This window comes from Aeromonas sp. INTO2, from assembly GCF_049860605.1.
GTDB lineage: Bacteria > Pseudomonadota > Gammaproteobacteria > Enterobacterales > Aeromonadaceae > Aeromonas > Aeromonas caviae.
The window spans coordinates 17,513-42,544 of record NZ_CP187589.1; the positions used below are offsets into that span (position 1 = coordinate 17,513).

Below are 25,032 nucleotides of genomic sequence, written 5' to 3' on the forward strand. Positions count from 1 at the left end.
TAACTTAACAATTTCAATTAACAATGTCATTGAAATCCTAATTTTCTGAGTAAAGGAAGTAATTCCTTAAATTTCTCTGCATCTTGCAGCATGGCAGCTATACGTACAGCAAACTGCTGATAGCTTTCTGTGCCTTGTGAATATTTACTCATCTCAGGAAGCTCTGAGAGCTTGTTGGCGAATAGATGGCGTTGTTTATCTGTTATTTTTGAAAAGAGGTCTAATGTATTCGGATCTCTTTTAGATTCGACTGAATGCGTGGCTGATTTTTTCTGTTTAAAGCTAAATGAAAAACCAGTAATAGATCTACCTGTTTTATGCTGTTCAACTTTGACAATAATATCGGTATGTTCATTTACTTGTTTTAATGCAATGTCTAAAACATATTTTTTAAAATCATACATTCGTTTGTATTCAGTCTCGAGTACACCTATTTTTTGTCTAAAATCATACATAGTTATGAGAGGCGTTTTTCCAGTACTACGCCATGCAATCAATATTTCATATAAACGAACAGCATAAGCACTTGTTAAATTACTTATTTGTTGTATTTCATACTTTGTAAATTGTTCTTCTAACCTAGTAATTAAAGGCACAATAGCAGGGGCAAAAATAAGTCTAACGACAGCTTCATTATCAATATAAGCCACCTCGCTCACCCATCTTGATTTGTGATTAATAGTGTTACCTTTTTCACTAAGACTCTGATAACTGAATTGTCTTGCAAACAAGTCATCGCAAGCATCTTTTAACGCCTGATAAGCCGTATTTCGATGTACACGGCACTGTTGCAAATAGGGCACTGTTGCAAATAGTCGGTGGTGATAAACTTATCATCCCCTTTTGCTGATGGAGCTGCACATGAACCCATTCAAAGGCCGGCATTTTCAGCGTGACATCATTCTGTGGGCCGTACGCTGGTACTGCAAATACGGCATCAGTTACCGTGAGCTGCAGGAGATGCTGGCTGAACGCGGAGTGAATGTCGATCACTCCACGATTTACCGCTGGGTTCAGCGTTATGCGCCTGAAATGGAAAAACGGCTGCGCTGGTACTGGCGTAACCCTTCCGATCTTTGCCCGTGGCACATGGATGAAACCTACGTGAAGGTCAATGGCCGCTGGGCGTATCTGTACCGGGCCGTCGACAGCCGGGGCCGCACTGTCGATTTTTATCTCTCCTCCCGTCGTAACAGCAAAGCTGCATACCGGTTTCTGGGTAAAATCCTCAACAACGTGAAGAAGTGGCAGATCCCGCGATTCATCAACACGGATAAAGCGCCCGCCTATGGTCGCGCGCTTGCTCTGCTCAAACGCGAAGGCCGGTGCCCGTCTGACGTTGAACACCGACAGATTAAGTACCGGAACAACGTGATTGAATGCGATCATGGCAAACTGAAACGGATAATCGGCGCCACGCTGGGATTTAAATCCATGAAGACGGCTTACGCCACCATCAAAGGTATTGAGGTGATGCGTGCACTACGCAAAGGCCAGGCCTCAGCATTTTATTATGGTGATCCCCTGGGCGAAATGCGCCTGGTAAGCAGAGTTTTTGAAATGTAAGGCCTTTGAATAAGACAAAAGGCTGCCTCATCGCTAACTTTGCAACAGTGCCGGTGATCGAACTCATCCGCAGCCCATCCATGCTGTCGTCGCCTGCAGCGCTGTCTGCCAGGAAGGCCGATTCGCCCTCCCCTTCGAGCCAGCCTTTGCGCGTCAGGTGCCGACACACCCGGTGCGCGATGGTAGCTGCCAGCTGGGTCAACTGCGCGGTGGTGGGCGCACGGGCGCGGTGCAGGCGCAGTTCGCGCCGCGGCAGCTCGGTGGCTTCCACGTACACGCCGTCGAGCCACAGCATGTGGAAGTGGATGTTCAGGTTCAGCGCGCTGCCGAAACGCTGGATCAGCGTCACCGCGCCGCACTGGGCGCTGGCGCGGTCGATGCCGGCTTGATCGGCCAACCAGCCGGCGATCACGCGCTGCACGATGCCCAGCACCGGGCCAATGGCTTCTGGCTTGCTGGCGAACAGGAAACGCAAGGGGTACGGAAAGCTCAGCACCCATTGCCGCACAGGCCGCGGGCCGAACACCTCCTCGACCAGGTGCCGCGCACTCTCGGCCATGCGTCGCGCGCCGCAACTCGGGCAGAACCCGCGCTTCTTGCAGGAGAAGGCCACCAGCCTCTCTGCACGGCAGTGCTCGCACACCACCCGCAGGAAGCCGTGCTCGAGCACGCCGCAACGCAGGTAGGCATCGAACGCCTCGCGGACATACCCGGGCAGCGAGCGGCCCTCCGCTTCGATCCGTGCAATGAAGTCCGGGTAGTGCGCCTCTACCAACGCGTACAGCAGCGTGCGCTCGGGCGCGTGGCGCGCGTACCGCGAACCGGTGTGGGCGGACGGCAGTGGCGCGCATCCCGCGGCTTGCCGCCGGGATGTGGCGAGGCGCGGCACGCAGCGCTCCGGTGCGGGGACGGCTGCTCAGTGTTGCGCCTGTGTTCGCACGTTCGTATCGGTGCGTTCTGATCTTCGCGTCAGACATTGCCGCGGCGCGGGCACAACAAAAAGCCCGGCATCGCTGCCGGGCTCCGGCCCCGTCCTTGGGGCCTTGATGTCGGGTCGTTGCCGGGATCGGACCGCGCTGGCGCGGTCCGGTTCCCTGACGACCGGGCCAACCGGATCAGAAATCCATCCCGCCCATGCCACCCATGCCGCCGCCGGCGGGCATGGCAGGTTCGTCCTTCTTCGGGGCTTCGGCCACCATGGCTTCGGTGGTGATCATCAGGCCCGCGATCGAAGCGGCGTTCTGCAAGGCGGTGCGGGTGACCTTGGTCGGGTCGAGGATGCCGAAGGCCACCATGTCGCCGTATTCGCCGTTGGCAGCGTTGTAGCCGTAGTTGCCCTTGCCGGCCGCCACTTGATTGAGCACCACGCTCGGCTCTTCACCGGCATTGGCGACGATCTCGCGCAGCGGGGCTTCCATGGCGCGCAGGGCGATGAGGATGCCGTGGTTCTGGTCTTCGTTGGCGCCCTTGAGGCCTTCCACGGCCGACTTGGCACGGATCAAGGCCACGCCGCCGCCTGGCACCACGCCTTCTTCCACCGCCGCACGCGTGGCGTGCAGGGCGTCTTCGACGCGCGCCTTCTTCTCCTTCATCTCGACTTCGGTGGCCGCACCGACCTTGACCACGGCGACACCGCCGGACAGTTTGGCAGCGCGCTCCTGCAGCTTCTCGCGGTCGTAATCAGAGGAGGTTTCCTCGATCTGCGCCTTGATCTGCTTGATGCGGGCCTGGATACGCTCGGCATCGCCAGCACCGTCGATGATGGTGCTGTTTTCCTTGGTGACGACGACGCGCTTGGCGCGGCCCAGATCGTTGATCGTGGCCTTCTCCAGCGACAGGCCGACTTCCTCGGAAATCACCGTGCCGTTGGTGAGCACGGCCAGGTCTTCCAGAATGGCCTTGCGGCGGTCACCGAAGCCCGGGGCCTTGACGGCGCACACCTTGACGATGCCGCGAATGGTGTTGACCACCAGGGTCGCCAGCGCCTCGCCTTCCACTTCCTCGGCCACGATCAGCAAGGGCTTGCCGGCCTTGGCCACGCCTTCCAGCACGGGCAGGAGGTCGCGCACGTTGGCGATCTTCTTGTCGTGGATCAGGATGAAGGGGTCATCCATTTCCACCTGCTGATTCTGCTGGTTGTTGATGAAGTACGGCGACAGGTAGCCGCGGTCGAACTGCATGCCTTCCACGACATCCAGCTCGTTTTCCAGACCCGAGCCTTCCTCGACCGTGATCACGCCTTCCTTGCCGACCTTCTTCATCGCCTCGGCAATGATGTTGCCGATCGACTCATCGGAGTTGGCCGAGATGGTGCCGACCTGGGCGATGGCCTTGTCGTCGGCGGTGGGCTTGGAGAGGTTCTTCAGCTCGGCGACGGCGGCCTTGACGGCCTGATCGATGCCGCGCTTCAGGTCCATCGGATTCATGCCGGCGGCAACCGCCTTGGCGCCCTCGCGGATGAAGGCCTGGGCCAGCACGGTGGCGGTGGTGGTGCCGTCACCGGCGGTGTCGGAGGTCTTGGAGGCGACTTCCTTCACCATCTGCGCGCCCATGTTCTCGAACTTGATTACGCGCAAACCGATCACGGCAAGCGAGAAAGAGCTTGCGGAGAACCCGCGCGCGCGAAGCGCGAGCCTGCGCGTTGCCGAAAAGCTGGAGGAAACATGAAGTATTTGGATACCGCCGCGGGCAGCTTGCCGCTTCCGGCGTTTTTCCCGGATGCGACGTACGGCGCGATTCGTGCGGGCACGTTTGAGGACGTTTACCGCGCGGAGCTGTACGGCTGCGAGATGAACAGCTATCATCTGATGAACAAACCGGGGGCGAAGCTGATCAAATCGCTGGGCGGCTTGCACGGCTTTACCGGCTATAAAGGCGCAATTCTTACCGATTCCGGCGGCTTTCAGCTGTATTCGCTGATTCGCGAAAACGCGGAATACGGCGAGATCCGCGACAAAGAGATCATCTTCCGCCCCGACCGCGGCAAGGAAAAGATCACGTTTACGCCGGAAAAGTGCATTCAGGTGCAGTTCCAGTATGGCTCGGACATCATGATGGCGCTGGATATGTGCACGCACCCGGGCGACCCGATTGACGTTCAGCGCCGCAGCGTCGAGCTGACCGTGCGCTGGGGAGAGCGCTGCAAGGCGGAGTTTGAAAAGCTGATCAAGCAGACGAAGCCGGAAAAGCGGCCGCTGCTGTTCGGTATCGTGCAGGGCGGTGCGGATCCTGAATTGCGAATGGAATGCGGGCGGCGGCTGGAGGAGATCGGCTTCGATGGCTACGGCTTCGGCGGCTGGCCTTTGGATGCAGACGGTTCGTTCCGCGCGGACATTCTGAAAATGGCAGCGGACGCGATGCCCGACCACAAAATCAAATATGCGATGGGTCTTGGCAAGCCCGAGGAAATCGTCGAGTGCGTGAAGATGGGTTACGGCTTGTTCGACTGCGTAATTCCCACGCGCGAGGCACGGCATCAGCGGCTGTATGTGTTTGCGGACGGCATGGAAACGCCGGAGGGCGTGCGTTCGGGTGCGAAATTCTATCGTTTCCATTATGCGATGGACGAAAAGAATGTCCGCGACCCGCGTCCGGTGGATGAGCATTGCAATTGCGAGCTCTGCAAAAACCATTCGCGCGCGTATCTGCACCATTTGTTCCGCGTCAACGATCCGCAGGCGATGCATCTGGCGACCGCACACAATCTGCGCTTTTTCGGGCGATTGATGCAGCTTTTGCAGGAAAAGTAAGCGCTTCTGGAGGAAAACATGAGCGAACTGAAGGAAAAACTGCTCGCTTCGAAAAAATATCGCGACGTTTGCCCGGACACGATCGAGCGCATATGGCGTGAATGCAGCGCGAAATTCAAAAAGGAAAAGGACGTGGACAAGGCGGCGCGCGAAGCGCTTCACGGCGTGACCGGCGCGTTCATGACCGAGCGCGAATACAAACGCGCAATGGAAATGGCGGCGGCACGCGATTGGGAAGCGCTGCTTGGAATGCACGCGTCCACGCGCGAACGGCTGCCTGTGGAATCGATGGATCGCGTGTTCGATCAGCTGTTTGAAGCCAGCGGAACGCCGGCGCGAATCCTCGATCTCGCGTGCGGGCTGAATCCTGTCTACCTCGCGCATCGATTGCCAAATGCGGCGATTACCGGCGTGGATATCAGCGGTCAGTGCGTAAACGTAATTCGTGCGTTTGGCGGCGCGGAAGCGCGTTTGGGCGATTTGCTGTGCGAAATCCCGGAAGACGAGGCGAATGCGGCGCTGCTGTTTAAGGTGCTGCCGCTTTTGGAGCGCCAGCGTGCGGGCGCGGCGATGGATGCGCTAATGCGCGTGAATGCGGAATGGATCGTCGCATCGTTTCCGACGCGTTCGCTCGGCGGGCGCAACGTCGGCATGGAAAAGCACTATTCCGAATGGATGGAGGCGCACGTGCCGGAAAATCGCGCGATTGCCGCGCGGCTGACCGGCGAAAACGAGCTGTTTTACGTGCTGAAACGAAAATGAAGGTGGAAGATTTCCGGTTCGAACTGTTCGAGCTGCGCGATTTGGCGCGCGCGAAAGGCGTCGATCGCCTGAAACGGGTGGGCAGATTGCTCCGCAAACATCCGGATACAGGGAAAAGCGCGCTGATTTGGGCGGGCGTGGCGATTCTTCTGTGCGTCTGTACGATCGCGCAAGGGCGAAGCGGCAGCCTTCGCGCATGGGAGCGCTGGCTCGATGCTATTGTGTGCATTTGCTACATGGTGCCGATCGTTAGTGCATACATATGCAGCAGGATTGGCAGCCTGATCGCCGCGTCCAAACGGCTGAACGAGCGCGCGGAAATACTGGGCGAGAACGAATTCAAGCGCGTTTCGGAATCGTTGGAGTATGTGCGCGTATAGGAAGTTCAAACGCCCTTTTCGGGCAGTCTGCTGGGTAGGCGGCGGTCGCGCAAGCCCCGTTTTGGGCACGGATCGGACGTCTGTGAGTGGGATTTCGGCATCGCGGGGCCACGCAGCGGCGTTGTCAGCAGCCATGCTTCGCTGATTCCCGACAGCGGGCCGAGCGCCGCCCTGCGGATCGTGGCCGCATCGGCTCGGATTCCGGTTTCGCCGTCGGCTGTGCAGCCGGCAGATCGTCACGCGGCTTGCACTGGCGGTGCGCGCGCTGCGGGCCTGTAGTGCGCTTCTTCCCGCGCGCCCTGCTTCACGAAGTGGCCAAGGATGGCGCGGATGGCGGCAGGTTCCTCGATGCTGGCGACGATCCGCACGGTGCCACCGCAGTGGACGCAGGCGGTGACGTCGATGGAAAAGACCCGCTTGAGGCGTTGCGCCCAGCTCATCGAACGGCGCTTCTCCTCGGGGCTGCGCGGCGCGTCGTTCGCGCTTGCGTCCGCCGGCTCCACAGCGGCGTCATGCCGCCTGCCGCGCCCCGATGGCGTCAACTGTGCGCGCAGGGCGGCGTTCGGGGCAAACACCCCGTGGAAGCGGGTCAGGTGGGCGCGCGGTGGCGGGACCAGCGCCGCCAGCTTGGCGATGAAATCCACCGGATCCCATTCCACATGCGTGGTGCCATTGCGCCACGGGGTCTTGAGCTGGTAACGCACCCTGCCCTGGAGCGCTATCGACAGCCGCTTCTCGCTGATCGCCGGGCGCGTGATGTAGCGGCACAGCTTTTCCAGCTTGTGGCTTTCGTGTGCTTCGGCCGCCACGCCGGCATGCAGTGAGAAGCCGCCGACCTTGCCGGCTTCGCCCTCCAGCGAACCGGCGTCACCGGGCAGCGTTTGCAGCGTGACGACCTTGCAGCCAGCGTCGCGGCCGGTGGCGATGCGGTAGGTGATCGGGCACTGTTGCAAATAGTCGGTGGTGATAAACTTATCATCCCCTTTTGCTGATGGAGCTGCACATGAACCCATTCAAAGGCCGGCATTTTCAGCGTGACATCATTCTGTGGGCCGTACGCTGGTACTGCAAATACGGCATCAGTTACCGTGAGCTGCAGGAGATGCTGGCTGAACGCGGAGTGAATGTCGATCACTCCACGATTTACCGCTGGGTTCAGCGTTATGCGCCTGAAATGGAAAAACGGCTGCGCTGGTACTGGCGTAACCCTTCCGATCTTTGCCCGTGGCACATGGATGAAACCTACGTGAAGGTCAATGGCCGCTGGGCGTATCTGTACCGGGCCGTCGACAGCCGGGGCCGCACTGTCGATTTTTATCTCTCCTCCCGTCGTAACAGCAAAGCTGCATACCGGTTTCTGGGTAAAATCCTCAACAACGTGAAGAAGTGGCAGATCCCGCGATTCATCAACACGGATAAAGCGCCCGCCTATGGTCGCGCGCTTGCTCTGCTCAAACGCGAAGGCCGGTGCCCGTCTGACGTTGAACACCGACAGATTAAGTACCGGAACAACGTGATTGAATGCGATCATGGCAAACTGAAACGGATAATCGGCGCCACGCTGGGATTTAAATCCATGAAGACGGCTTACGCCACCATCAAAGGTATTGAGGTGATGCGTGCACTACGCAAAGGCCAGGCCTCAGCATTTTATTATGGTGATCCCCTGGGCGAAATGCGCCTGGTAAGCAGAGTTTTTGAAATGTAAGGCCTTTGAATAAGACAAAAGGCTGCCTCATCGCTAACTTTGCAACAGTGCCAGTGGAGGATATCGACAACCTCTCGCGCAACCAAGACATCGCGGTCGGACTGCAAGTGATCTTGAAGCCACGGGCCCGTCCCACCCCGACATGGACCTCGATGCCCGAACGGACGTTAGATTTCGAGTTCTAGGCGTTCTGCGATGAAGGTTGGATCCCAGCCGGGATTGAAAGTGTCGACGTGGGTGAATCCGAGCCGCTCGTATAGGCCACGCAGGTTCGGGTGGCAGTCGAGCCGCAGCTTGGCGCACCCCTGCGTTCGCGCGGCATGGCGGCAAGCCTCGATCAGCGCGGAGCTGACACCCCGGCCCGCATGTGTCCGTCGCACCGCGAGCTTGTGCAGATATGCGGCCTCCCCCTTGAGGGCGTCGGGCCAGAACTCGGGATCCTCGGCCGACAAGGTGCAACAGCCGACGATGCCGTCGCTGCAACTCGCGACTAGGAGCTCGGATCTCAGGACGAAGGTCTCCGCGAATGTCCGGTCGATCCGCGCGACGTCCCAGGCGGGCGTTCCCTTGGCGGACATCCACGCCGCAGCGTCGTGCATCAGCCGCACAACCTCGTCGATATCACCCGAGCAGGCGACCCGAACGTTCGGAGGCTCCTCGCTGTCCATTCGCTCCCCTGGCGCGGTATGAACCGCCGCCTCATAGTGCAGTTTGATCCTGACGAGCCCAGCATGTCTGCGCCCACCTTCGCGGAACCTGACCAGGGTCCGCTAGCGGGCGGCCGGAAGGTGAATGCTAGGCATGATCTAACCCTCGGTCTCTGGCGTCGCGACTGCGAAATTTCGCGAGGGTTTCCGAGAAGGTGATTGCGCTTCGCAGATCTCCAGGCGCGTGGGTGCGGACGTAGTCAGCGCCATTGCCGATCGCGTGAAGTTCCGCCGCAAGGCTCGCTGGACCCAGATCCTTTACAGGAAGGCCAACGGTGGCGCCCAAGAAGGATTTCCGCGACACCGAGACCAATAGCGGAAGCCCCAACGCCGACTTCAGCTTTTGAAGGTTCGACAGCACGTGCAGCGATGTTTCCGGTGCGGGGCTCAAGAAAAATCCCATCCCCGGATCGAGGATGAGCCGGTCGGCAGCGACCCCGCTCCGTCGCAAGGCGGAAACCCGCGCCTCGAAGAACCGCACAATCTCGTCGAGCGCGTCTTCGGGTCGAAGGTGACCGGTGCGGGTGGCGATGCCATCCCGCTGCGCTGAGTGCATAACCACCAGCCTGCAGTCCGCCTCAGCAATATCGGGATAGAGCGCAGGGTCAGGAAATCCTTGGATATCGTTCAGGTAGCCCACGCCGCGCTTGAGCGCATAGCGCTGGGTTTCCGGTTGGAAGCTGTCGATTGAAACACGGTGCATCTGATCGGACAGGGCGTCTAAGAGCGGCGCAATACGTCTGATCTCATCGGCCGGCGATACAGGCCTCGCGTCCGGATGGCTGGCGGCCGGTCCGACATCCACGACGTCTGATCCGACTCGCAGCATTTCGATCGCCGCGGTGACAGCGCCGGCGGGGTCTAGCCGCCGGCTCTCATCGAAGAAGGAGTCCTCGGTGAGATTCAGAATGCCGAACACCGTCACCATGGCGTCGGCCTCCGCAGCGACTTCCACGATGGGGATCGGGCGAGCAAAAAGGCAGCAATTATGAGCCCCATACCTACAAAGCCCCACGCATCAAGCTTTTGCCCATGAAGCAACCAGGCAATGGCTGTAATTATGACGACGCCGAGTCCCGACCAGACTGCATAAGCAACACCGACAGGGATGGATTTCAGAACCAGAGAAAGAAAATAAAATGCGATGCCATAACCGATTATGACAACGGCGGAAGGGGCAAGCTTAGTAAAGCCCTCGCTAGATTTTAATGCGGATGTTGCGATTACTTCGCCAACTATTGCGATAACAAGAAAAAGCCAGCCTTTCATGATATATCTCCCAATTTGTGTAGGGCTTATTATGCACGCTTAAAAATAATAAAAGCAGACTTGACCTGATAGTTTGGCTGTGAGCAATTATGTGCTTAGTGCATCTAACGTTTGACATGAGGGGCGGCCAAGGGCGCCAGCCCTTGGACGTCCCCCTCGATGGAAGGGTTAGGCAACACTGCGTGTTCGCTCGAATGCCTGGCGTGTTTGAACCATGTACACGGCTGGACCATCTGGGGTGGTTACGGTACCTTGCCTCTCAAACCCCGCTTTCTCGTAGCATCGGATCGCTCGCAAGTTGCTCGGCGACGGGTCCGTTTGGATCTTGGTGACCTCGGGATCATTGAACAGCAACTCAACCAGAGCTCGAACCAGCTTGGTTCCCAAGCCTTTGCCCAGTTGTGATGCATTCGCCAGTGACTGGTCTATTCCGCGTACTCCTGGATCGGTTTCTTCTTCCCACCATCCGTCCCCGCTTCCAAGAGCAACGTACGACTGGGCATACCCAATCGGCTCTCCATTCAGCATTGCAATGTATGGAGTGACGGACTCTTGCGCTAAAACGCTTGGCAAGTACTGTTCCTGTACGTCAGCAAGTGTCGGGCGTGCTTCTTCTCCGCCCCACCACTCGACGATATGAGATCGATTTAGCCACTCATAGAGCATCGCAAGGTCATGCTCAGTCATGAGGCGCAGTGTGACGGAATCGTTGCTGTTGGTCACGATGCTGTACTTTGTGATGCCTAACTTTGTTTTAGCCACCAATGATGCCCTCACTTTCCATGATTTTGGTGGGAATGGATTTTCTTAGCGGCAACTTACTTTCGTTGTCTATATCCATGTTAAAGGCGAAAAAGTAAACCTCTGTCTCCTTCTCAACCCACCCAACCCACCATGCGACACCAGGATTTGACTCAGTTCCCACACCAGAAAAACCAGTTTTTGAATGCACTAGATATTCAGGTGCCGCCTCCGTTACCAAAGCCTCTTTTACTATTAGCTGGTTTTCTTTAGATGCTGACAATTTATTTAAATATAGAGACTCTAGAAACTCCACTTGATTAACTGCGGAAATTCTAAGCTGGCCTTCCAACCAGAATTTGTCAATGCCACCACTGATATTCTGGTTGCCATAGGAAAATTTTTTAAGGTATTTCTGCATTCTTACTTCGCCAACTTCTCTGGCGATTTGTTGAAATACGGGAACAGCTGAAACTTGTATTGCCCCTCTTAAGGTCAAGTCTCTTTCCCATTGCTTCATGGCTCTTGGCTTTCCGTCCCATTTGAAAACCTGATGCTCATTCTTTATGACACCAGTTTCTAGGCCGATAATTGCGTTGGGGATCTTAAATGTTGATGCTGGAAGATATTCCTTTGATGCACGAGCTAAGTCATTGGTAGCGCAGGATTTACTGCTACTTTTACAAAGCACGAAGACACCATTGACGGCTTCGGCAGAGAACTCTTTGTTCCAAGACGTATTTTCTGTAATTGAACCAGCTAATGCCGTACTCGAAAGACACGCGATAATTACATATGCGGCAAATGTTTTCATGGCACCTTCTTGGTGGCTAACGTTAATTCGGCCTCAGATGCGTTTAAGTCAAAAAGCGTCTGACGCCTAACATGATTTATAAAAATCTGATTTATCAACAAAATCAGAAAGATAGACGCCAAACTTTAAAACAAAGGCGTCAACACTTCAAGTGGCAAACCTTCGCTTCGGCGAGGCCTAACGCCGAGTTCAGCCGCAGGCTGTAAGTTGGTTTTTTGTGGAATACTTTTGCGTAGCAAAACCACAAAAAGGCAACTTACAGGCTGTCGAGTGCGCGAAGCGCACGCTGCTGGAACGATTTGTTAGGCAGGCTCCGCTTAATCATATATGACATGAAGTCCATTGCGCTTTAGATTCTCCAAGGAATCCAGCATCGCTTTCAGGGCTTCAGCGGAGTGTCCCTCCCACTCTTCAACGACCCCCACAATCTGGAGAGGCTCAGAAGTTCGATAGGACATTGTTGGATTTCCTGGAAATTTTTTATTGGTAAGATTCGGGTCATCCTCGAAAGGTCCAGTTGGTTCAACTAAGTATATGTATCCCCGGCCATCTAGACCAGACAGTGAAACAGCGAGTTCAGCCCCCCAAATTGCTGGCTCAAGCATAGCTGAAAAATAAACGTGCTTGAGTGTGCGACCCTCTTCAAAATGAGTGTTGAACCCAGTTGTTAGGAGTTCACCTACCGATAATTTAGCTTTGGTGCCATGATAAAACGGTCCCTGCATATTTTTACAATTTTCATGTGTGGTTGGAATCCAATCTTTAATCATTCTTCACTCCGAAGGTTGGGAAAAGGTTTGACAGCCTAACTTTGTTTTAGGGCGACTGCCCTGCTGCGTAACATCGTTGCTGCTCCATAACATCAAACATCGACCCACGGCGTAACGCGCTTGCTGCTTGGATGCCCGAGGCATAGACTGTACAAAAAAACAGTCATAACAAGCCATGAAAACCGCCACTGCGCCGTTACCACCGCTGCGTTCGGTCAAGGTTCTGGACCAGTTGCGTGAGCGCATACGCTACTTGCATTACAGCTTACGAACCGAACAGGCTTATGTCCACTGGGTTCGTGCCTTCATCCGTTTCCACGGTGTGCGTCACCCGGCAACCTTGGGCAGCAGCGAAGTCGAGGCATTTCTGTCCTGGCTGGCGAACGAGCGCAAGGTTTCGGTCTCCACGCATCGTCAGGCATTGGCGGCCTTGCTGTTCTTCTACGGCAAGGTGCTGTGCACGGATCTGCCCTGGCTTCAGGAGATCGGAAGACCTCGGCCGTCGCGGCGCTTGCCGGTGGTGCTGACCCCGGATGAAGTGGTTCGCATCCTCGGTTTTCTGGAAGGCGAGCATCGTTTGTTCGCCCAGCTTCTGTATGGAACGGGCATGCGGATCAGTGAGGGTTTGCAACTGCGGGTCAAGGATCTGGATTTCGATCACGGCACGATCATCGTGCGGGAGGGCAAGGGCTCCAAGGATCGGGCCTTGATGTTACCCGAGAGCTTGGCACCCAGCCTGCGCGAGCAGCTGTCGCGTGCACGGGCATGGTGGCTGAAGGACCAGGCCGAGGGCCGCAGCGGCGTTGCGCTTCCCGACGCCCTTGAGCGGAAGTATCCGCGCGCCGGGCATTCCTGGCCGTGGTTCTGGGTTTTTGCGCAGCACACGCATTCGACCGATCCACGGAGCGGTGTCGTGCGTCGCCATCACATGTATGACCAGACCTTTCAGCGCGCCTTCAAACGTGCCGTAGAACAAGCAGGCATCACGAAGCCCGCCACACCGCACACCCTCCGCCACTCGTTCGCGACGGCCTTGCTCCGCAGCGGTTACGACATTCGAACCGTGCAGGATCTGCTCGGCCATTCCGACGTCTCTACGACGATGATTTACACGCATGTGCTGAAAGTTGGCGGTGCCGGAGTGCGCTCACCGCTTGATGCGCTGCCGCCCCTCACTAGTGAGAGGTAGGGCAGCGCAAGTCAATCCTGGCGGATTCACTACCCCTGCGCGAAGGCCATCGGTGCCGCATCGAACGGCCGGTTGTCATTTTCAGAAGACGACTGCACCAGACAACGCGGTTTGAAGGCTGTTGTGCAGTCGTCTATTGAACGAACAGTATCAGGAGTCCGCTGCACGAATGATGACCTCAAGCCGGTTCTGGTCGCGCTGGCGACCGATCAGCCCCTGGATGTGCGATACCGCGACCACGATCTTTCCGGCGATTGGGCGGGCTACCGCGAATGCCACATCAAGCCCGACCTGCTGCTGATCTACCGCAAGTCCGACGCCGACACCCTGCGACTGGCGCGGCTTGGCTCCCATAGCGAGCTGTTCGGCTGATGCCAGTCGCCTTGTCCGCCAAACGATCATTAGGCGGCCAAACCGGACCCTGTCCGAAAACATCTTGCGCAACGGGATGACGGACAATAAGATAGGCGGACGGTATAACGGACAAATGGGCGGAAATGGCACTCATCGGCTATGCGCGGGTATCGACGGCGGAACAGGACACCGCCTTGCAGACGGATGCGCTACGCAATGCAGGCTGCGAACGGGTTTTCGAGGACACGGCATCCGGGGCCAAGGCAGACCGGCCCGGCTTGGCCGATGCGCTGGCTTATCTGCGCGATGGCGATGTGCTGGCCGTCTGGCGGCTGGATCGGCTTGGCCGCTCCCTGCCGCACCTGATTGAGACGGTCGGCAAGCTGGAAGCACGGGGCGTCGGCTTCCGCTCGTTGACTGAAAACATCGACACCACCACGCCGGGCGGACGGCTCATCTTCCATGTGTTCGGTGCGCTGGGCCAGTTCGAGCGCGACCTGATCCGCGAGCGCACCAAGGCCGGGTTGACCGCTGCCGCCGCACGCGGGCGCAAAGGCGGACGCAAGCCGGTTGTCACTGCCGACAAGTTGCAACGAGCGCGGGAGCTTGTCGCCAACGGCTTGAATGTCCGCGAGGCCGCCGCACGCCTCAAGGTAGGAAAAACCGCTCTCTACGCTGCCTTGCAGGCGGCCAGTTCTGGCAGTGCAGCCGACTCCTGATATTTCGTGCAGTCGCCTTCTGAAAACGACAGAACGCCCTGATCACCAAGCTGTCGCGGGCGGAGATTCGCACCACCCATATCACCGGCATCGTCACCGATATCGGCATCGAGCTGGGCAAGCTGCTGTACTGGAACCGCCACGGCGAACAGTTCGGCCGGGTCCAGGTCGACCGCCAGCGTCTACAGGTGCTTAGCCTGCTGGCCCTGTATTTCTTTATGGGCGGGATTGCCGGGGCCTTTGGCTTTAACCGCCTGGGCTATGTGTCCACGCTACCGCTGGCCTTGCTGCTGATCAGCCTGGCCCTGGTGCCGATGCTGGATGACCTGCGCTCGGGCTGGCGGCGCTTTAGGCGCGCCCGCCAGATTTAGCAGGGAATAACAGCGGGTGGACAAGCTGCGCGTTGTCCACCCTACGCCACGTCACGCCAGCATAGGGTGGACAACCGCCCCTCAGACTTCTGCCTTGGTCTGCGCCTTGATCCCGTAGAACACGCAATAGAGCACCGGCAGCACCACCAGGGTGAGCAGGGTGGCGAAGCCCAGGCCGAACATGATCACCACCGCCATGCTCTGGAAGAAGGCGTCGGTCAACAGCGGGCTCATGCCCAGGATGGTGGTCAGGGCAGCCATGGATACCGGGCGTACGCGGCTGATGGAGGCCTCTTCCACGGCCTGCAGGGCGTCCTTGCCGCTGGCCAGCTGCAGCTGGATTTCATCCACCAGAACGATGCCGTTCTTCACCAGCATGCCGCTCAGGCTGAGCAGGCCGAGCAGGGCCATAAAGCCGAAGGGAATGCCGGTGAGCAGAAAGCCCAGGGTTACGCCGATCATCGCCAGGGGCACGGTCAGCCAGATCACGGTGGCGCGCTTGAACGAGTCGAACAGCAGGATGGTGATCATAAACATCACCAGATAGCCCAGAGGCAGACTGCCGAACACCGCGCCCTGGGCATTGCGCGAACTTTCGTATTCGCCGCCCCATTCCAGGTGATACCCCTCGGGCAGGGGGATGGCTTCGATCTCGGGCTTGATACGCTGGAGCAGCTGGGCTGCTGTTTCGCCGCTGAGCAGGGCTGGATCGGCCTGCACGGTGAGGGTGCGTTTGCGATCCAGACGCATGATCAGCGGGTCTTCCCACTCGGTGGAAAAGCCCTGCAGCACCTGCTCGATGGGCAGGTAGATGCCACGCACGCTGCTCCAGATCTGCAGGTCACTGAGGCTGTCGGCATTCAGCCGCTCGTTGTCCGGGGTGCGCGCGACAATCGGCAGCAGGCGGGTGCCGTCGCGGTACAGGCCCACGTTCATGCCGGAGAAGCTCATGCGCAACAGGTCATCCAGTGCACTCTTGTCCACCCCCAGTTCACGGGCGCGGGCCTCGGCAAATTGTGGACGAACCAGCTTGGTGCGCTCATGCCAGTCGTGCATCACTGCATTGGCTACCGGATCCTGGCGCATCAGGCGGCTGACTTCGCCACCCAGGCGGCGCAGTTCGTCGGGGTCGGGGCCGCTGAAGCGCGCCTCGATCTTGCTGTCGTTGCCGGGGCCGAGCATCAGCTGCTTGAACTTGGGTTTGACCTGCGGGTACTGCTCGGCCACGTATTGTTCGAGCTGATTGATCAGCGGTTCGATGCGTTCCAGGTTGTCGGTGCGTACCAGCAGCTGGGCGTAGTTGGGGTACTGCTTCTGTGGTGCGTAGGTGAGGATAAAACGCAGGGCGCCCTGGCCAATGCTGCTGCTGACCGTGGTCACCCCTTCCTGCTCAAGCACGTGACGATCCAGTTCGGCCACCAGCTGCTCGGTGTAGCGGATATCGGTGCCTTGGGGCAACCACAGGTCGATAAAGAACATCGGTGTGTTGGACGGTGGGAAAAAGCTCTGGCGCACCTTGCCGAAGCCGGCGATGGCCACCACCAGCAGCACCGCCAGCAGCCCGAGGGTGAGGCCACGGCGATTGAGGGCGAAGTCCAGCAGGGCACGGTAGGCAGTGAAGATCACGCCACCGTATGGATCGCCCTGATCCTGGTTGGTCAGGGTCTGGCTATCGCGGAAGAACAGGCTGGCGAAGAAGGGCGTCAGGGTGATGGCGGTGACCCAGCTGAGCAGCAGGGAGATCATCAATACCTGGAACAGCGACAGGCAGTATTCGCCGGTGGAGTCGTCGGACAGGCCGATGGGAGCGAAGGCGATGATGGCGATCAAGGTGGCGCCCAGCAGCGGCAGGTTGGTCTGCTTGACGATGGCCCGCGCCGATTCCAGAGTGCTCTGGCCACGCTGGCGGCCGACCAGAATGCCTTCGACAATGACAATGGCGTTGTCCACCAGCATGCCCAGGGCGATCACCAGGGCGCCAAGGGAGATGCGCTGCAGTTCGATGCCCAGCAGGCGCATAAAGATAAAGCTGCCCAGCACCGTCAGGGCCAGGATCAGGCCGATCAGCAGGCCGCTGCGCAGGCCCATAAAGATCAGCAGCACGACGATCACGATGGCCACCGAGGCGACGAAGTTGATCACGAAACCCTGCACCGAGGCCTGCACTTCGGCGGCCTGATCGTAGAACACCTGCAGCTGCATACCGGCGGGGCGCTGGTTGTCCAGCTCGGCCAGACGTGCATTGATCGCCGCGCCCACGTCCACCACGTTGACCTTGGGTGCGAAGGACACGCCCAGGGTCAGGGCCGGCTGGCCGTTCATGCGGTAGAGGTTGCCCGGGGTTTCGCTGAAGCCACGGCTGACCTGGGCGATATCGCCCAAGGTGATCTGCTGCGGGCTGCCCGGATCACTGATGACCAGGCGTTCAAGTTCGCGTACGTCCTGCAGTTCTCCCGTGGGGTGCAGGCGGATCGATTCGCTGCCGGCGAGAATACGCCCGGCGTTGGACACCACGTTCTGCTGGCTGAGCACCTGAGCCAGACGCTGCGGGGCGATGCCCAGGCTGCTCATCTTGCTGCGCGAGATTTCCACCTGCACCTGTTCCTGGCGCACGCCGGCCAGGCTGACCTTGCCCACCCCCGGCAGCAGCACCAGCTCACGGCGCAGGTAGTCGGCGAAATCGCGCAGTTCCTGGGCGCTGTAGCCCTCGCCGGTGAGCAGCAGGAAGAAGCCGAATACATCGCTGAAATCATCCCGCACCTGCGGCGGGTTGACCCCCGGTGGCAGGTTGGGCTGCAAGTCGTTGATCTTGCGCCGCAGTTCATCCCAGATCTGCGGGATCTGCTCGGCCTTGTATTGGCTGTGCAGTTCCAGGCTGATCTGCGACAGCCCGGCACTGGAGATGGAGGTGACCTTCTTGATCGAGGGCAGCTGCTGGATGGCGTTCTCCAGCGGGTAGCTGACCTCTTCTTCCACCTGCTGCGGCGAGGCGCCGGGGTAGCTGGTGATGACCATGGCGTTTTTCAGGGTGAAGGAGGGGTCTTCCAGACGGCCGATGCCGAGAAAAGCCAGTAGCCCACCGATGCCCAGCACCAGGGTGACCAGCCAGCTGGTAACGCGGCGCTGGATAAAGTAGCCGGCGATATCCATTTACAGCCCTCGCTCGCGTACCCAGGGCCTTACCGCCTGGCCTTCCTCCAGCTCGGCGCCACCCACGGCAACGATCTGCTCGCCGGGTTCGATGCCGCTGAGTACTTCGATGCTGTTGCGGCTCAGCTGGCCCACCTCGACCTGGCGGGCCGTCAGACGTAGCACGCCGTCCTGCTCGCGAGCCACCCACACCTGCTTGACCTCGGGGCCGCTGTCGTCCGGACTGAACACCGCCTCCACCGGCACCAGCAGGCGGCTACCCAGGTCACGGCTGACCTGGGCCAAGTCAACCTTGACCGTGGCACTCATCCCCGGTAACAGGTTGAGACCCTCGGGACGCGGCATGGACAGGGTCACCTGATAGGTCAGGGTCTTGGGATCAGGCTGGGTGCTGTGCTCCTTATAGACCGCCTCGAATTCGCGGCCGGGCAGGCTGTCGAGAATCACGCTGGGGTGATAGTCGCGGTTCTCTTCACGGCTGCGCAGGTTGATCAGCAGGTTTTCCGGCATCTGAAACAGCACATCCAGCTGATTGCCGCTCTGCAGGGTGACCACGGGCTGCTTGGCCTGCACCACCTGGAAGTTGTCCACATGGGTGCTGGCCACCACTGCATCGAAGGGCGCGAGAATGCTGGTGTATTCCAGCTCCTGACGGGCCAGGCTGAGCGCTGCGCTGGCCGAATCCAGGGTGGCCTTGCGCTGGTCATACTCAGCGCGGGAGATCATCTGCCGCTCCAGCAACTGGGCAATACGCTTGAACTGGGCGTTGGCCAGGTCATAGCTGGCCTGGCGATCACGCAGGCGTAGGCGCTGGTCGGCGTCATCCAGGCTGGCAATCAGCTGACCGCGTTTCACCGGCTGTCCCTGCAGCACGTTGAGGGTCTTCAGCTGGCCGCCGATACGGAACGACAGCTCGGCCTCCTCGGTGGCCTTCAGGCGCGCGGGGAATTCGCGCAGGCGCGCCCCGGCCGGGTCTTCCACGGTAAAGAGTTTGACCAGGCGCGGGGCCTGTTCTTGGGGGGCTGGTGCCTGGTCGCAGGCACTCAGCAACAGGGCGGCCGGCAGGCACAGAAAAAGCAGGGGACGAAGGTTCAAGGCGGCTATCCCTAATCTGGCGAGATCAATAAAAAGGCAGCCCGTTACGGGCCTGTGGCCGAGAGTTTAGGCGTTAATTGCGGCTTGCGCCATGTAGCTGGCAGCCGCGCCTGGCGATGAAATGCCATTGGCCCTGAACCCTGGCTTACGCTGCCTTGCAGGCGGCCAGTTCTGGCAGTGCAGCCGACTCCTGATATTTCGTGCAGTCGCCTTCTGAAAACGACAGGTTTTGCCTGTCCAAAGTGCTCCCTGGCTGTTAAAATTGCCGTCAACTTATCAACGTCCAGCAAACACACCTTTGCTGGACATTTTTTGTGCCTTGAGGGCGGGGATGGCCAATGGAGCAGCGCATCGGATACGCGCGTGTCTCGACAAGCGACCAGAACCCGGACTTGCAGAGGGATGCTCTCAGGCAAGCCGGGTGCGACGACGTGTACGAGGAAACGGCCAGCGGCAAGAGCGCTGACCGGCCTCAGCTCGCCGAGTGCCTGAGGCGCTTGCGGCGTGGAGACACCTTGGTGGTCTGGAAGCTCGACCGGCTGGGACGTTCTCTCTCCGACCTTGTGCAGATCGCCGACAGGCTGCGTGCTGCTGGCGTGTACATCGAGCTATTGCAGCCGCGAGTCGTGTTCGACGACTCGACGATGGGCAAGGCCATGTACGCGATGTTCGGCATGTTCGCGGAGATGGAACGTGACCTGATCCGCGAGCGCACCCGTGCAGGCCTTGCCGCAGCCCGAGCCAGAGGCCGCGCCGGCGGGAGGAAGCCAAAGCTCACCGAGGCCCAGATCAAAGAGATCAACGAGATGGTGGACGCGCAGAAGCTCCCCATCGGTCGAATCGCCGAGCTGTACGGTGTCTCGCGAACCACAATTTACAAGGTAGCTCCTATTGGGCGGCCCGAGCCGAAGCGGCAGAACTGAAAACAGAAGGACAACAATGGACACCAATACCAAGAAGGGCTACGACCTCATCAATCGCCGCCGCAAGCAGTGGGTCAACGAGGAAGAAGTACGCCACGCATGGATGAAGGGGCTTGAAGAGGCTTTGCAGATCGACTTGGACGCGGAGAGAGCCAAACGCGACTCCAGCTACAACAACGTCGTCATCGAGTTCAAAGGCCCCGGCCTCTTCAAGGGGAGTGAGACAAGTCCGAAGTTCATCGAGGCGACCGATGGTCGTCTCTTGAAATACATCCCCTGCTTGGCTGCTGAGCAAGGGCTGGATGAGAAGGACTACATCGGTATTGCCATCGACGGCGATCATGTGGGCTTTGCCCAAGTCCAAGACGGCAAGATCGTTCACCAGCCACTGATGCCGTTCTCGACCATTGCCTTCCAGATGGTGGTCGATGCGTTGAGAGCAAATTTCCGGCGAGCCATCACATCGGAGAACCTAGCCGAGGACTTTGGGCATCTATCCGAGACAGGCCGCGAGTTCATGCAGGAACTGTCCAATGCTCTTGCTGACGCTCTTGGGCAGCCCGGCAACCGCAAAATCAAGATGCTCTTCGAGGAATGGGCAACCTTGTATGGGCAGGCTGCTGACCTCAGCATTCAACAGCGCAAGAAGATCAATGGGTCATTGGGATTTGACTTCGCAGGCCCGGCCGCCATTGACTTGCCTGCCAAGCTTTTCGTCACCCACACCTTTCATTCTCTGCTGATGAAGCTGATCGCGGCCGAGATCGTGGCTGCACATGGCATGGCGTCAAGCACTTCCCTGATCTATGAGCTACTGGCTCTCGGATCGGACGAAGCCCTGATTGAGGCCCTACGCTCGGATGTCGAGAACGGCGGGTTCTTCAACGCAGTCGGCTTGCATGGCTTCGTCGAAGAAGCCATCTTTAGTTGGTATCTGGATGCCACAACCAAGAAGGCGATCCGCACGTCGATGTGCTTGGCGATTCGCACCTTGTTGGCCCAGCTTTCGGTCTATCGCTTCGATACCATCAAGAAGACCGGCCGCTCGCGCGATGTTCTGCGTGACTTCTATCAGGACTTGGTTCCGGAGGAATTGCGCAAGAGCCTTGGCGAGTTCTACACGCCGGACTGGTTGGTCGAGCACTCTGTGGCCAAGCTTGGCTACAAGCGAGACAAGTGGCTTGCTGCTCGGCTACTTGACCCGACATGCGGGTCTGGTTCGTTCTTGCTGGAGGCTATTGAGCAGAAGCGCCGAGCAGCGCTGACGGCGGGATGGACTGCTGAGCAGACCGTGGACATGCTGACCACGACGGTCTGGGGCTTCGACCTCAACCCACTTGCTGTGCAATCCTCTCGCGTCAACTTCCTGATCGCTATCGCAGACCTGTTGCAGCAGTGCAAGGGTAAAGACGTTGAGATTCCCGTTCTCTTAGCTGATGCGGTGTACTCCCCTGCCCCCCACCCTGACGGCGATCAAAAGGTGGTCGAGTACAGCATTGGCAGCCAGCAAGCAAATCTGCAAGTTGTTCTACCTGCCGACTTGGCGCGTGATCGCGTGTTGCTCGACAAAGTATTCCAGCTCATGGGAGAAGAGGTTGAAAACGACACTGAATTCCCGCCCGTCTCTAAGGCGCTGGTGAAAGCCAAGATACTGAGCAAGGCGCAGGCCGATGAGTGGAATGACCACCTCAAGACGACCTATGACCAAGTGCTCGCACTGCATCGGCAGAACTGGAACGGTATTTGGTTCAGGATCGTGCGCAACTTTTTTTGGTCAGCTACTGCTGGACAGTTTGATGCCATTGTTGGTAATCCGCCTTGGGTACGATGGTCGAATCTCCCAGAGGCATACCGGAACCGAGCTAAGCCCACCTGCGAAAAGTACGCCATCTTCTCGGACACCAAGTTCCATGGTGGCAACGAATTAGACATTTCCGCCATCATCACCTACACGACGGCTGACAAGTGGCTGGTCGAAGATGGACGGTTGGTGTTTGTCATCACGCAGACGGTGTTCCAGTCGCCTTCGTCGCAAGGCTTCCGGCGCTTCCGCATCAATGCAACCGACCGCTTGGTGCCTATCTCCATCGATGACATGAAGGAGCTAAAGCCGTTTCCAGACGCGGCGAATAAAACGGCTGTCGCCATGTTCACGAAGAAGATAGGGGGTACGACCCGCTATCCGTTGGACTACCGTGTCTGGCTTGGCAAGCCCAAGACCGACAATGCAGGCAATCCGAAGAAGGGACGCGGCGGTCAAGTGGCTCGCTTGAAGGCAATCGACCCACGTCTACATCGTGCAGAGGTGGCTGATCTTGTGGATGTGATTCAGATGGAAGCCAATCCCGTCTCGCAGACTATGGAGGGGGCTCCTTGGGCCATCATGAAGCCGGGGCACTTCGCCGCATGTCAGCCGATGTTTGGCCCCTCTACTTGGGTCAACGGCCGTAAGGGCATCACGACTGACCTGAATGGCGTCTATTTTGTGGATGTCATTGACTCGAACCCTGCAACAAAGACGGTCAAGGTGCGAACTCGGCCACATGAAGGCAAAACCGACTTGGGGCAGCCGCGCGAATTCTGGGTTGAGGCTGAGAGCTTGTTTCCCCTGGCAAAGGGCGCAGGCGACCTCCATCCATGCTATTTCCTGCCGGAGAACACGCTCTATGCGTTTGTGCCGAATAAGGGCATTGACCGGGCATCATTGGACAGCGCTGCGGCGCGCTACAGCAGTCACACGAATCCCAAGACATTCAAGTTCTTCAAAGCCTACAAGTCGTTTTTGGAGTTGCGTTCCACCTTCAGGACGCGCATGAAGGGTGCGCCCTTCTTCGCAATCTACAACGTGGGCGACTACACCTTTGCACCCTATAAGGTCATTTGGGCCGAGATGACCGGCGATTTTTCAGCGGCCGTCGTGGCGTCTGGGTCTGTGCCGGGCTACGGGCCGCGTGTTTATGTCCCTGACCACAAGCTCTACTTTGCCGACTTCGACCAGCCGGAGCCAGCCTTTTACTTGTGCGGATTGCTGCACTCGGAGATCGTCAAGGAGATGATCGAGGCGCACAACGTGGCAACCAATATGGGCGACATCTTCAAGCATGTGAGTCTGCCTGAGTATGACGCCAGTTTGGCCGAGCACAAGGCGCTTGCTGAGCTAGTGAAGCAGGCCCATCAAGAGCATGACTCTAAGAAGCGGGCCAATATCGTCGCCAAGGTCAGGGCTGCTGCTGCTGAGATCATTGAAGCTGAAATCGCACTTCGCCAGTAATGAGTTCGATGACGGAAAACTAATAGCAGGTGCAGCCGATAGTCCTGTAGCGCGTCGCCATGCATCGCAACTGTAGAAATCAGGGAGGAATATGAGCGATCAATACACCTACCGAATGAGCACAGGAGGCCCGATCATGACCACAACCACCACCGAGACAGCAAAAGAGGTGCTGCGCGGCTACGGACGCGCCAACGAGGCCGCGCTGGCGTCCCTGATGGACGTGCAAGACTGGCAGCGCATCGCCCGGCAGGAGCTTGAGCGCCGGGCTACCAGCATCGTGCAGGCGCTGGATGATGCGACCCTTGAGGCCATCGCAGCGGGCACGCTCGACATGCGGGCCATGTGCCGACAGGTGGCCGACGAGATCCACCAGATCGCCTAAGCCCTCCCCTGCCCTGCCACCGAACCCCGCTGCGTGCGGGGTTTTTTATGCCTGCGGCAAGCATTGACAAGCATCCTTTTTTCACTACAATAGCAACTGTTTTTAATATTAAGTTGAGGTGACAAGGCGATGATTATCACCGTTGGAAACACAAAGGGCGGCGTGGGGAAAACCACCATTGCCGTGAATCTGGCAATCGCCCGCGCATTGGCCGGGCGTGATGTGTGGCTGATCGACGGTGATCGTCAGGGCACCGCGCAGACAGCAATCAGCATTCGTGCCGAGGCCGGGCACACGCCGGGCATTGCCTGCGCGACCTACCCGGACGGCCCGACCCTGCGGGCACAGGTGCAGCAGCAAGCGGCCAAGTTCGATGACGTGGTGATCGACGCAGGCGGGCGCGACTCGACCGCGCTACGCGCAGCCCTCGTGCTGTCTGACGTGCTGCTGGTGCCGTTCCAGCCGCGCAGCTATGACGTGTGGGCGCTCAACGACATTGCGGCGCTGGTCGATGAGGCCCGCAGTGTGCGCGACGGTTTGCGCTGCTTTGCTGTCCTCAACTGCGCCGATCCGGGCGAGCACTCCACCGACAACGCCGAGGCCGCCGCCGCCGTGGCCGAGGTGCCCCAGTTCGAGTACCTGCCGACCCCGCTACGCCGCCGCAAGGCGTTTTCCAACGCCGCAGGGGCGGGGCAGTGTGTGCTTGAAATCAAGCCGCAAGACGGCAAAGCAAGCGCGGAACTTGATGCACTTATCAGCGCATTGTTTTAATATCAAATCAATATGCTTTAAGTGTGGAGATAGATTCAATGGCGATTACAAAGAAACCGACGAAGCCCGCGCAAGACGCTACCGCAGCGGCGGCGGATGCCTTCATTTCCGGTGCGCCGGATGCTGCCGCAGCCACCCCGGAAGCTCCGCGCCGGGTGCGCAAGGGTCGCAAGGTGCAAATCACGCTGACCATTGCCGAGCCGCTGCTGGATCGTGTCGATGAACTGGCTGGCCAGATTGGGCAGAGCCGGGCGGCTGTCATCAATCTGGCAGTGATGCAGATGCTCCAGAGCGGGCTACGCATCGAGGGCGAGGAACGATAAAGAGGGGAGGGGGCT

At 58.6% G+C, this 25,032-nt stretch carries 22 protein-coding genes and 5 pseudogenes; 15 read left to right on the plus strand and 12 right to left on the minus strand.

What is annotated here, in order from left to right:
* Positions 1-26: 26 nt before the first annotated feature.
* Positions 27-797, minus strand: a pseudogene (gene repM, locus ACPW74_RS23070) (replication initiation protein RepM); the annotation flags it as partial.
* A 64-nt stretch (positions 798-861) separates the two neighbouring features.
* On the opposite strand from repM, the gene ACPW74_RS23075 reads away from it, so the two are divergent.
* A complete protein-coding gene (locus tag ACPW74_RS23075; RefSeq protein WP_001067855.1) occupies positions 862-1,566 on the plus strand; it encodes an IS6-like element IS26 family transposase in 705 nt (234 codons plus the stop codon).
* A gap of 40 nt (positions 1,567-1,606) precedes the next feature.
* Here ACPW74_RS23075 and ACPW74_RS23080 read toward each other — a convergent pair.
* Both ACPW74_RS23080 and groL read right to left on the minus strand, forming a co-directional pair.
* Positions 1,607-2,407 (minus strand): annotated as a pseudogene (locus ACPW74_RS23080) (IS91-like element ISCR3 family transposase); the annotation flags it as partial.
* Between the two features lie 274 nt (positions 2,408-2,681).
* Positions 2,682-4,130: pseudogene (gene groL / locus ACPW74_RS23085) on the minus strand (chaperonin GroEL); the annotation flags it as partial.
* Between groL and mraW the strand changes: the two are divergent.
* Genes mraW through ACPW74_RS23105 form a run of 4 tightly spaced genes read left to right on the plus strand, consistent with a single transcriptional unit; the run spans position 4,117 to position 6,457 of the window.
* Positions 4,117-4,233, plus strand: a complete 117-nt coding sequence (mraW, locus tag ACPW74_RS23090) for a 16S rRNA (cytosine(1402)-N(4))-methyltransferase (protein WP_079386535.1) — start codon at positions 4,117-4,119, stop codon at positions 4,231-4,233. The pseudogene groL and the gene mraW overlap by 14 nt on opposite strands.
* Positions 4,230-5,315, plus strand: a complete 1,086-nt coding sequence (locus tag ACPW74_RS23095; protein ID WP_019726360.1) for a tRNA-ribosyltransferase family protein — start codon at positions 4,230-4,232, stop codon at positions 5,313-5,315. Before mraW ends, ACPW74_RS23095 begins: the two co-directional genes overlap by 4 nt.
* An 18-nt stretch (positions 5,316-5,333) precedes the next feature.
* A complete protein-coding gene (locus ACPW74_RS23100) occupies positions 5,334-6,077 on the plus strand; it encodes a 16S rRNA (guanine(1405)-N(7))-methyltransferase RmtD1 (protein ID WP_019726361.1) in 744 nt (247 codons plus the stop codon).
* Positions 6,074-6,457, plus strand: a complete 384-nt coding sequence (locus ACPW74_RS23105) for a hypothetical protein (protein WP_019726362.1) — start codon at positions 6,074-6,076, stop codon at positions 6,455-6,457. Before ACPW74_RS23100 ends, ACPW74_RS23105 begins: the two co-directional genes overlap by 4 nt.
* 236 nt (positions 6,458-6,693) lie before the next feature.
* On the opposite strand, the pseudogene ACPW74_RS23110 reads toward ACPW74_RS23105, so the two are convergent.
* A pseudogene (locus ACPW74_RS23110) lies at positions 6,694-7,455 on the minus strand (transposase); the annotation flags it as partial.
* Positions 7,456-7,460: 5 nt separating this feature from the next.
* Between ACPW74_RS23110 and ACPW74_RS23115 the strand changes: the two are divergent.
* Positions 7,461-8,165, plus strand: coding sequence for an IS6-like element IS26 family transposase (locus ACPW74_RS23115; RefSeq protein WP_001067855.1), 705 nt, complete (start codon positions 7,461-7,463; stop codon positions 8,163-8,165).
* Between the two features lie 167 nt (positions 8,166-8,332).
* Here ACPW74_RS23115 and ACPW74_RS23120 read toward each other — a convergent pair whose 3' ends face one another.
* From ACPW74_RS23120 to arr, 6 genes are all read right to left on the minus strand, one after another.
* Positions 8,333-8,833: a GNAT family N-acetyltransferase gene (locus ACPW74_RS23120; protein ID WP_000376623.1), complete on the minus strand. Its 501-nt coding sequence runs from the start codon at positions 8,831-8,833 to the stop codon at positions 8,333-8,335.
* 127 nt (positions 8,834-8,960) lie between these two features.
* The gene (gene sul1, locus ACPW74_RS23125; RefSeq protein ID WP_000259031.1) at positions 8,961-9,800 is read right to left on the minus strand and encodes a sulfonamide-resistant dihydropteroate synthase Sul1; all 840 of its coding nucleotides are present in this window, start codon (positions 9,798-9,800) and stop codon (positions 8,961-8,963) included.
* On the minus strand, positions 9,794-10,141 hold the full coding sequence (locus tag ACPW74_RS23130; protein WP_000679427.1) for a quaternary ammonium compound efflux SMR transporter QacE delta 1: 348 nt from the start codon (positions 10,139-10,141) through the stop codon (positions 9,794-9,796). Before ACPW74_RS23130 ends, sul1 begins: the two co-directional genes overlap by 7 nt.
* A 168-nt stretch (positions 10,142-10,309) precedes the next feature.
* The gene (locus tag ACPW74_RS23135) at positions 10,310-10,864 is read right to left on the minus strand and encodes an aminoglycoside N-acetyltransferase AAC(6')-Ib' (protein WP_014454105.1); all 555 of its coding nucleotides are present in this window, start codon (positions 10,862-10,864) and stop codon (positions 10,310-10,312) included.
* Between the two features lie 31 nt (positions 10,865-10,895).
* Positions 10,896-11,696 (minus strand): oxacillin-hydrolyzing class D beta-lactamase OXA-10, encoded by an 801-nt coding sequence (locus ACPW74_RS23140; protein ID WP_000846390.1) that lies wholly within the window; start codon positions 11,694-11,696, stop codon positions 10,896-10,898.
* Positions 11,697-12,013: 317 nt separating this feature from the next.
* Positions 12,014-12,466 carry an NAD(+)--rifampin ADP-ribosyltransferase gene (gene arr / locus ACPW74_RS23145; protein WP_137162084.1) on the minus strand — a complete coding sequence of 151 codons (453 nt, stop codon included), beginning with the start codon at positions 12,464-12,466 and terminating at the stop codon, positions 12,014-12,016.
* A gap of 175 nt (positions 12,467-12,641) precedes the next feature.
* On the opposite strand from arr, the gene intI1 reads away from it, so the two are divergent.
* The 4 genes and pseudogenes from intI1 to ACPW74_RS23165 form a co-directional block, all read left to right on the plus strand.
* The gene (intI1, locus tag ACPW74_RS23150; RefSeq protein ID WP_000845048.1) at positions 12,642-13,655 is read left to right on the plus strand and encodes a class 1 integron integrase IntI1; all 1,014 of its coding nucleotides are present in this window, start codon (positions 12,642-12,644) and stop codon (positions 13,653-13,655) included.
* A 123-nt stretch (positions 13,656-13,778) separates the two neighbouring features.
* The gene (locus ACPW74_RS23155) at positions 13,779-14,027 is read left to right on the plus strand and encodes a type II toxin-antitoxin system YafQ family toxin (RefSeq protein ID WP_012585400.1); all 249 of its coding nucleotides are present in this window, start codon (positions 13,779-13,781) and stop codon (positions 14,025-14,027) included.
* Positions 14,028-14,152: 125 nt separating this feature from the next.
* Entirely contained in the window at positions 14,153-14,728 is a 576-nt protein-coding gene (locus ACPW74_RS23160; protein ID WP_425859254.1) for a recombinase family protein, read from the plus strand.
* A gap of 29 nt (positions 14,729-14,757) precedes the next feature.
* Positions 14,758-15,099, plus strand: a pseudogene (locus ACPW74_RS23165) (YoaK family protein); the annotation flags it as partial.
* An 81-nt stretch (positions 15,100-15,180) separates the two neighbouring features.
* Here the strand turns inward: ACPW74_RS23165 and ACPW74_RS23170 are convergent.
* Positions 15,181-18,249: an efflux RND transporter permease subunit gene (locus ACPW74_RS23170; RefSeq protein ID WP_425859256.1), complete on the minus strand. Its 3,069-nt coding sequence runs from the start codon at positions 18,247-18,249 to the stop codon at positions 15,181-15,183.
* On the minus strand, positions 18,250-19,344 hold the full coding sequence (locus tag ACPW74_RS23175; RefSeq protein ID WP_063941755.1) for an efflux RND transporter periplasmic adaptor subunit: 1,095 nt from the start codon (positions 19,342-19,344) through the stop codon (positions 18,250-18,252).
* Positions 19,345-19,682: 338 nt separating this feature from the next.
* On the opposite strand from ACPW74_RS23175, the gene ACPW74_RS23180 reads away from it, so the two are divergent.
* From ACPW74_RS23180 to ACPW74_RS23200, 5 genes are all read left to right on the plus strand, one after another.
* On the plus strand, positions 19,683-20,267 hold the full coding sequence (locus tag ACPW74_RS23180) for a recombinase family protein (protein ID WP_110612457.1): 585 nt from the start codon (positions 19,683-19,685) through the stop codon (positions 20,265-20,267).
* 16 nt (positions 20,268-20,283) lie between these two features.
* Complete coding sequence (locus ACPW74_RS23185; protein WP_425859258.1) at positions 20,284-23,538, plus strand: Eco57I restriction-modification methylase domain-containing protein; 3,255 nt, start codon at positions 20,284-20,286, stop codon at positions 23,536-23,538.
* A gap of 136 nt (positions 23,539-23,674) precedes the next feature.
* Positions 23,675-23,923 carry a hypothetical protein gene (locus ACPW74_RS23190; protein ID WP_033147138.1) on the plus strand — a complete coding sequence of 83 codons (249 nt, stop codon included), beginning with the start codon at positions 23,675-23,677 and terminating at the stop codon, positions 23,921-23,923.
* Between the two features lie 129 nt (positions 23,924-24,052).
* The gene (locus ACPW74_RS23195) at positions 24,053-24,694 is read left to right on the plus strand and encodes an AAA family ATPase (RefSeq protein ID WP_033147139.1); all 642 of its coding nucleotides are present in this window, start codon (positions 24,053-24,055) and stop codon (positions 24,692-24,694) included.
* 38 nt (positions 24,695-24,732) lie between these two features.
* Positions 24,733-25,017, plus strand: coding sequence for a hypothetical protein (locus tag ACPW74_RS23200; protein WP_033147140.1), 285 nt, complete (start codon positions 24,733-24,735; stop codon positions 25,015-25,017).
* Positions 25,018-25,032 lie beyond the last annotated feature (15 nt).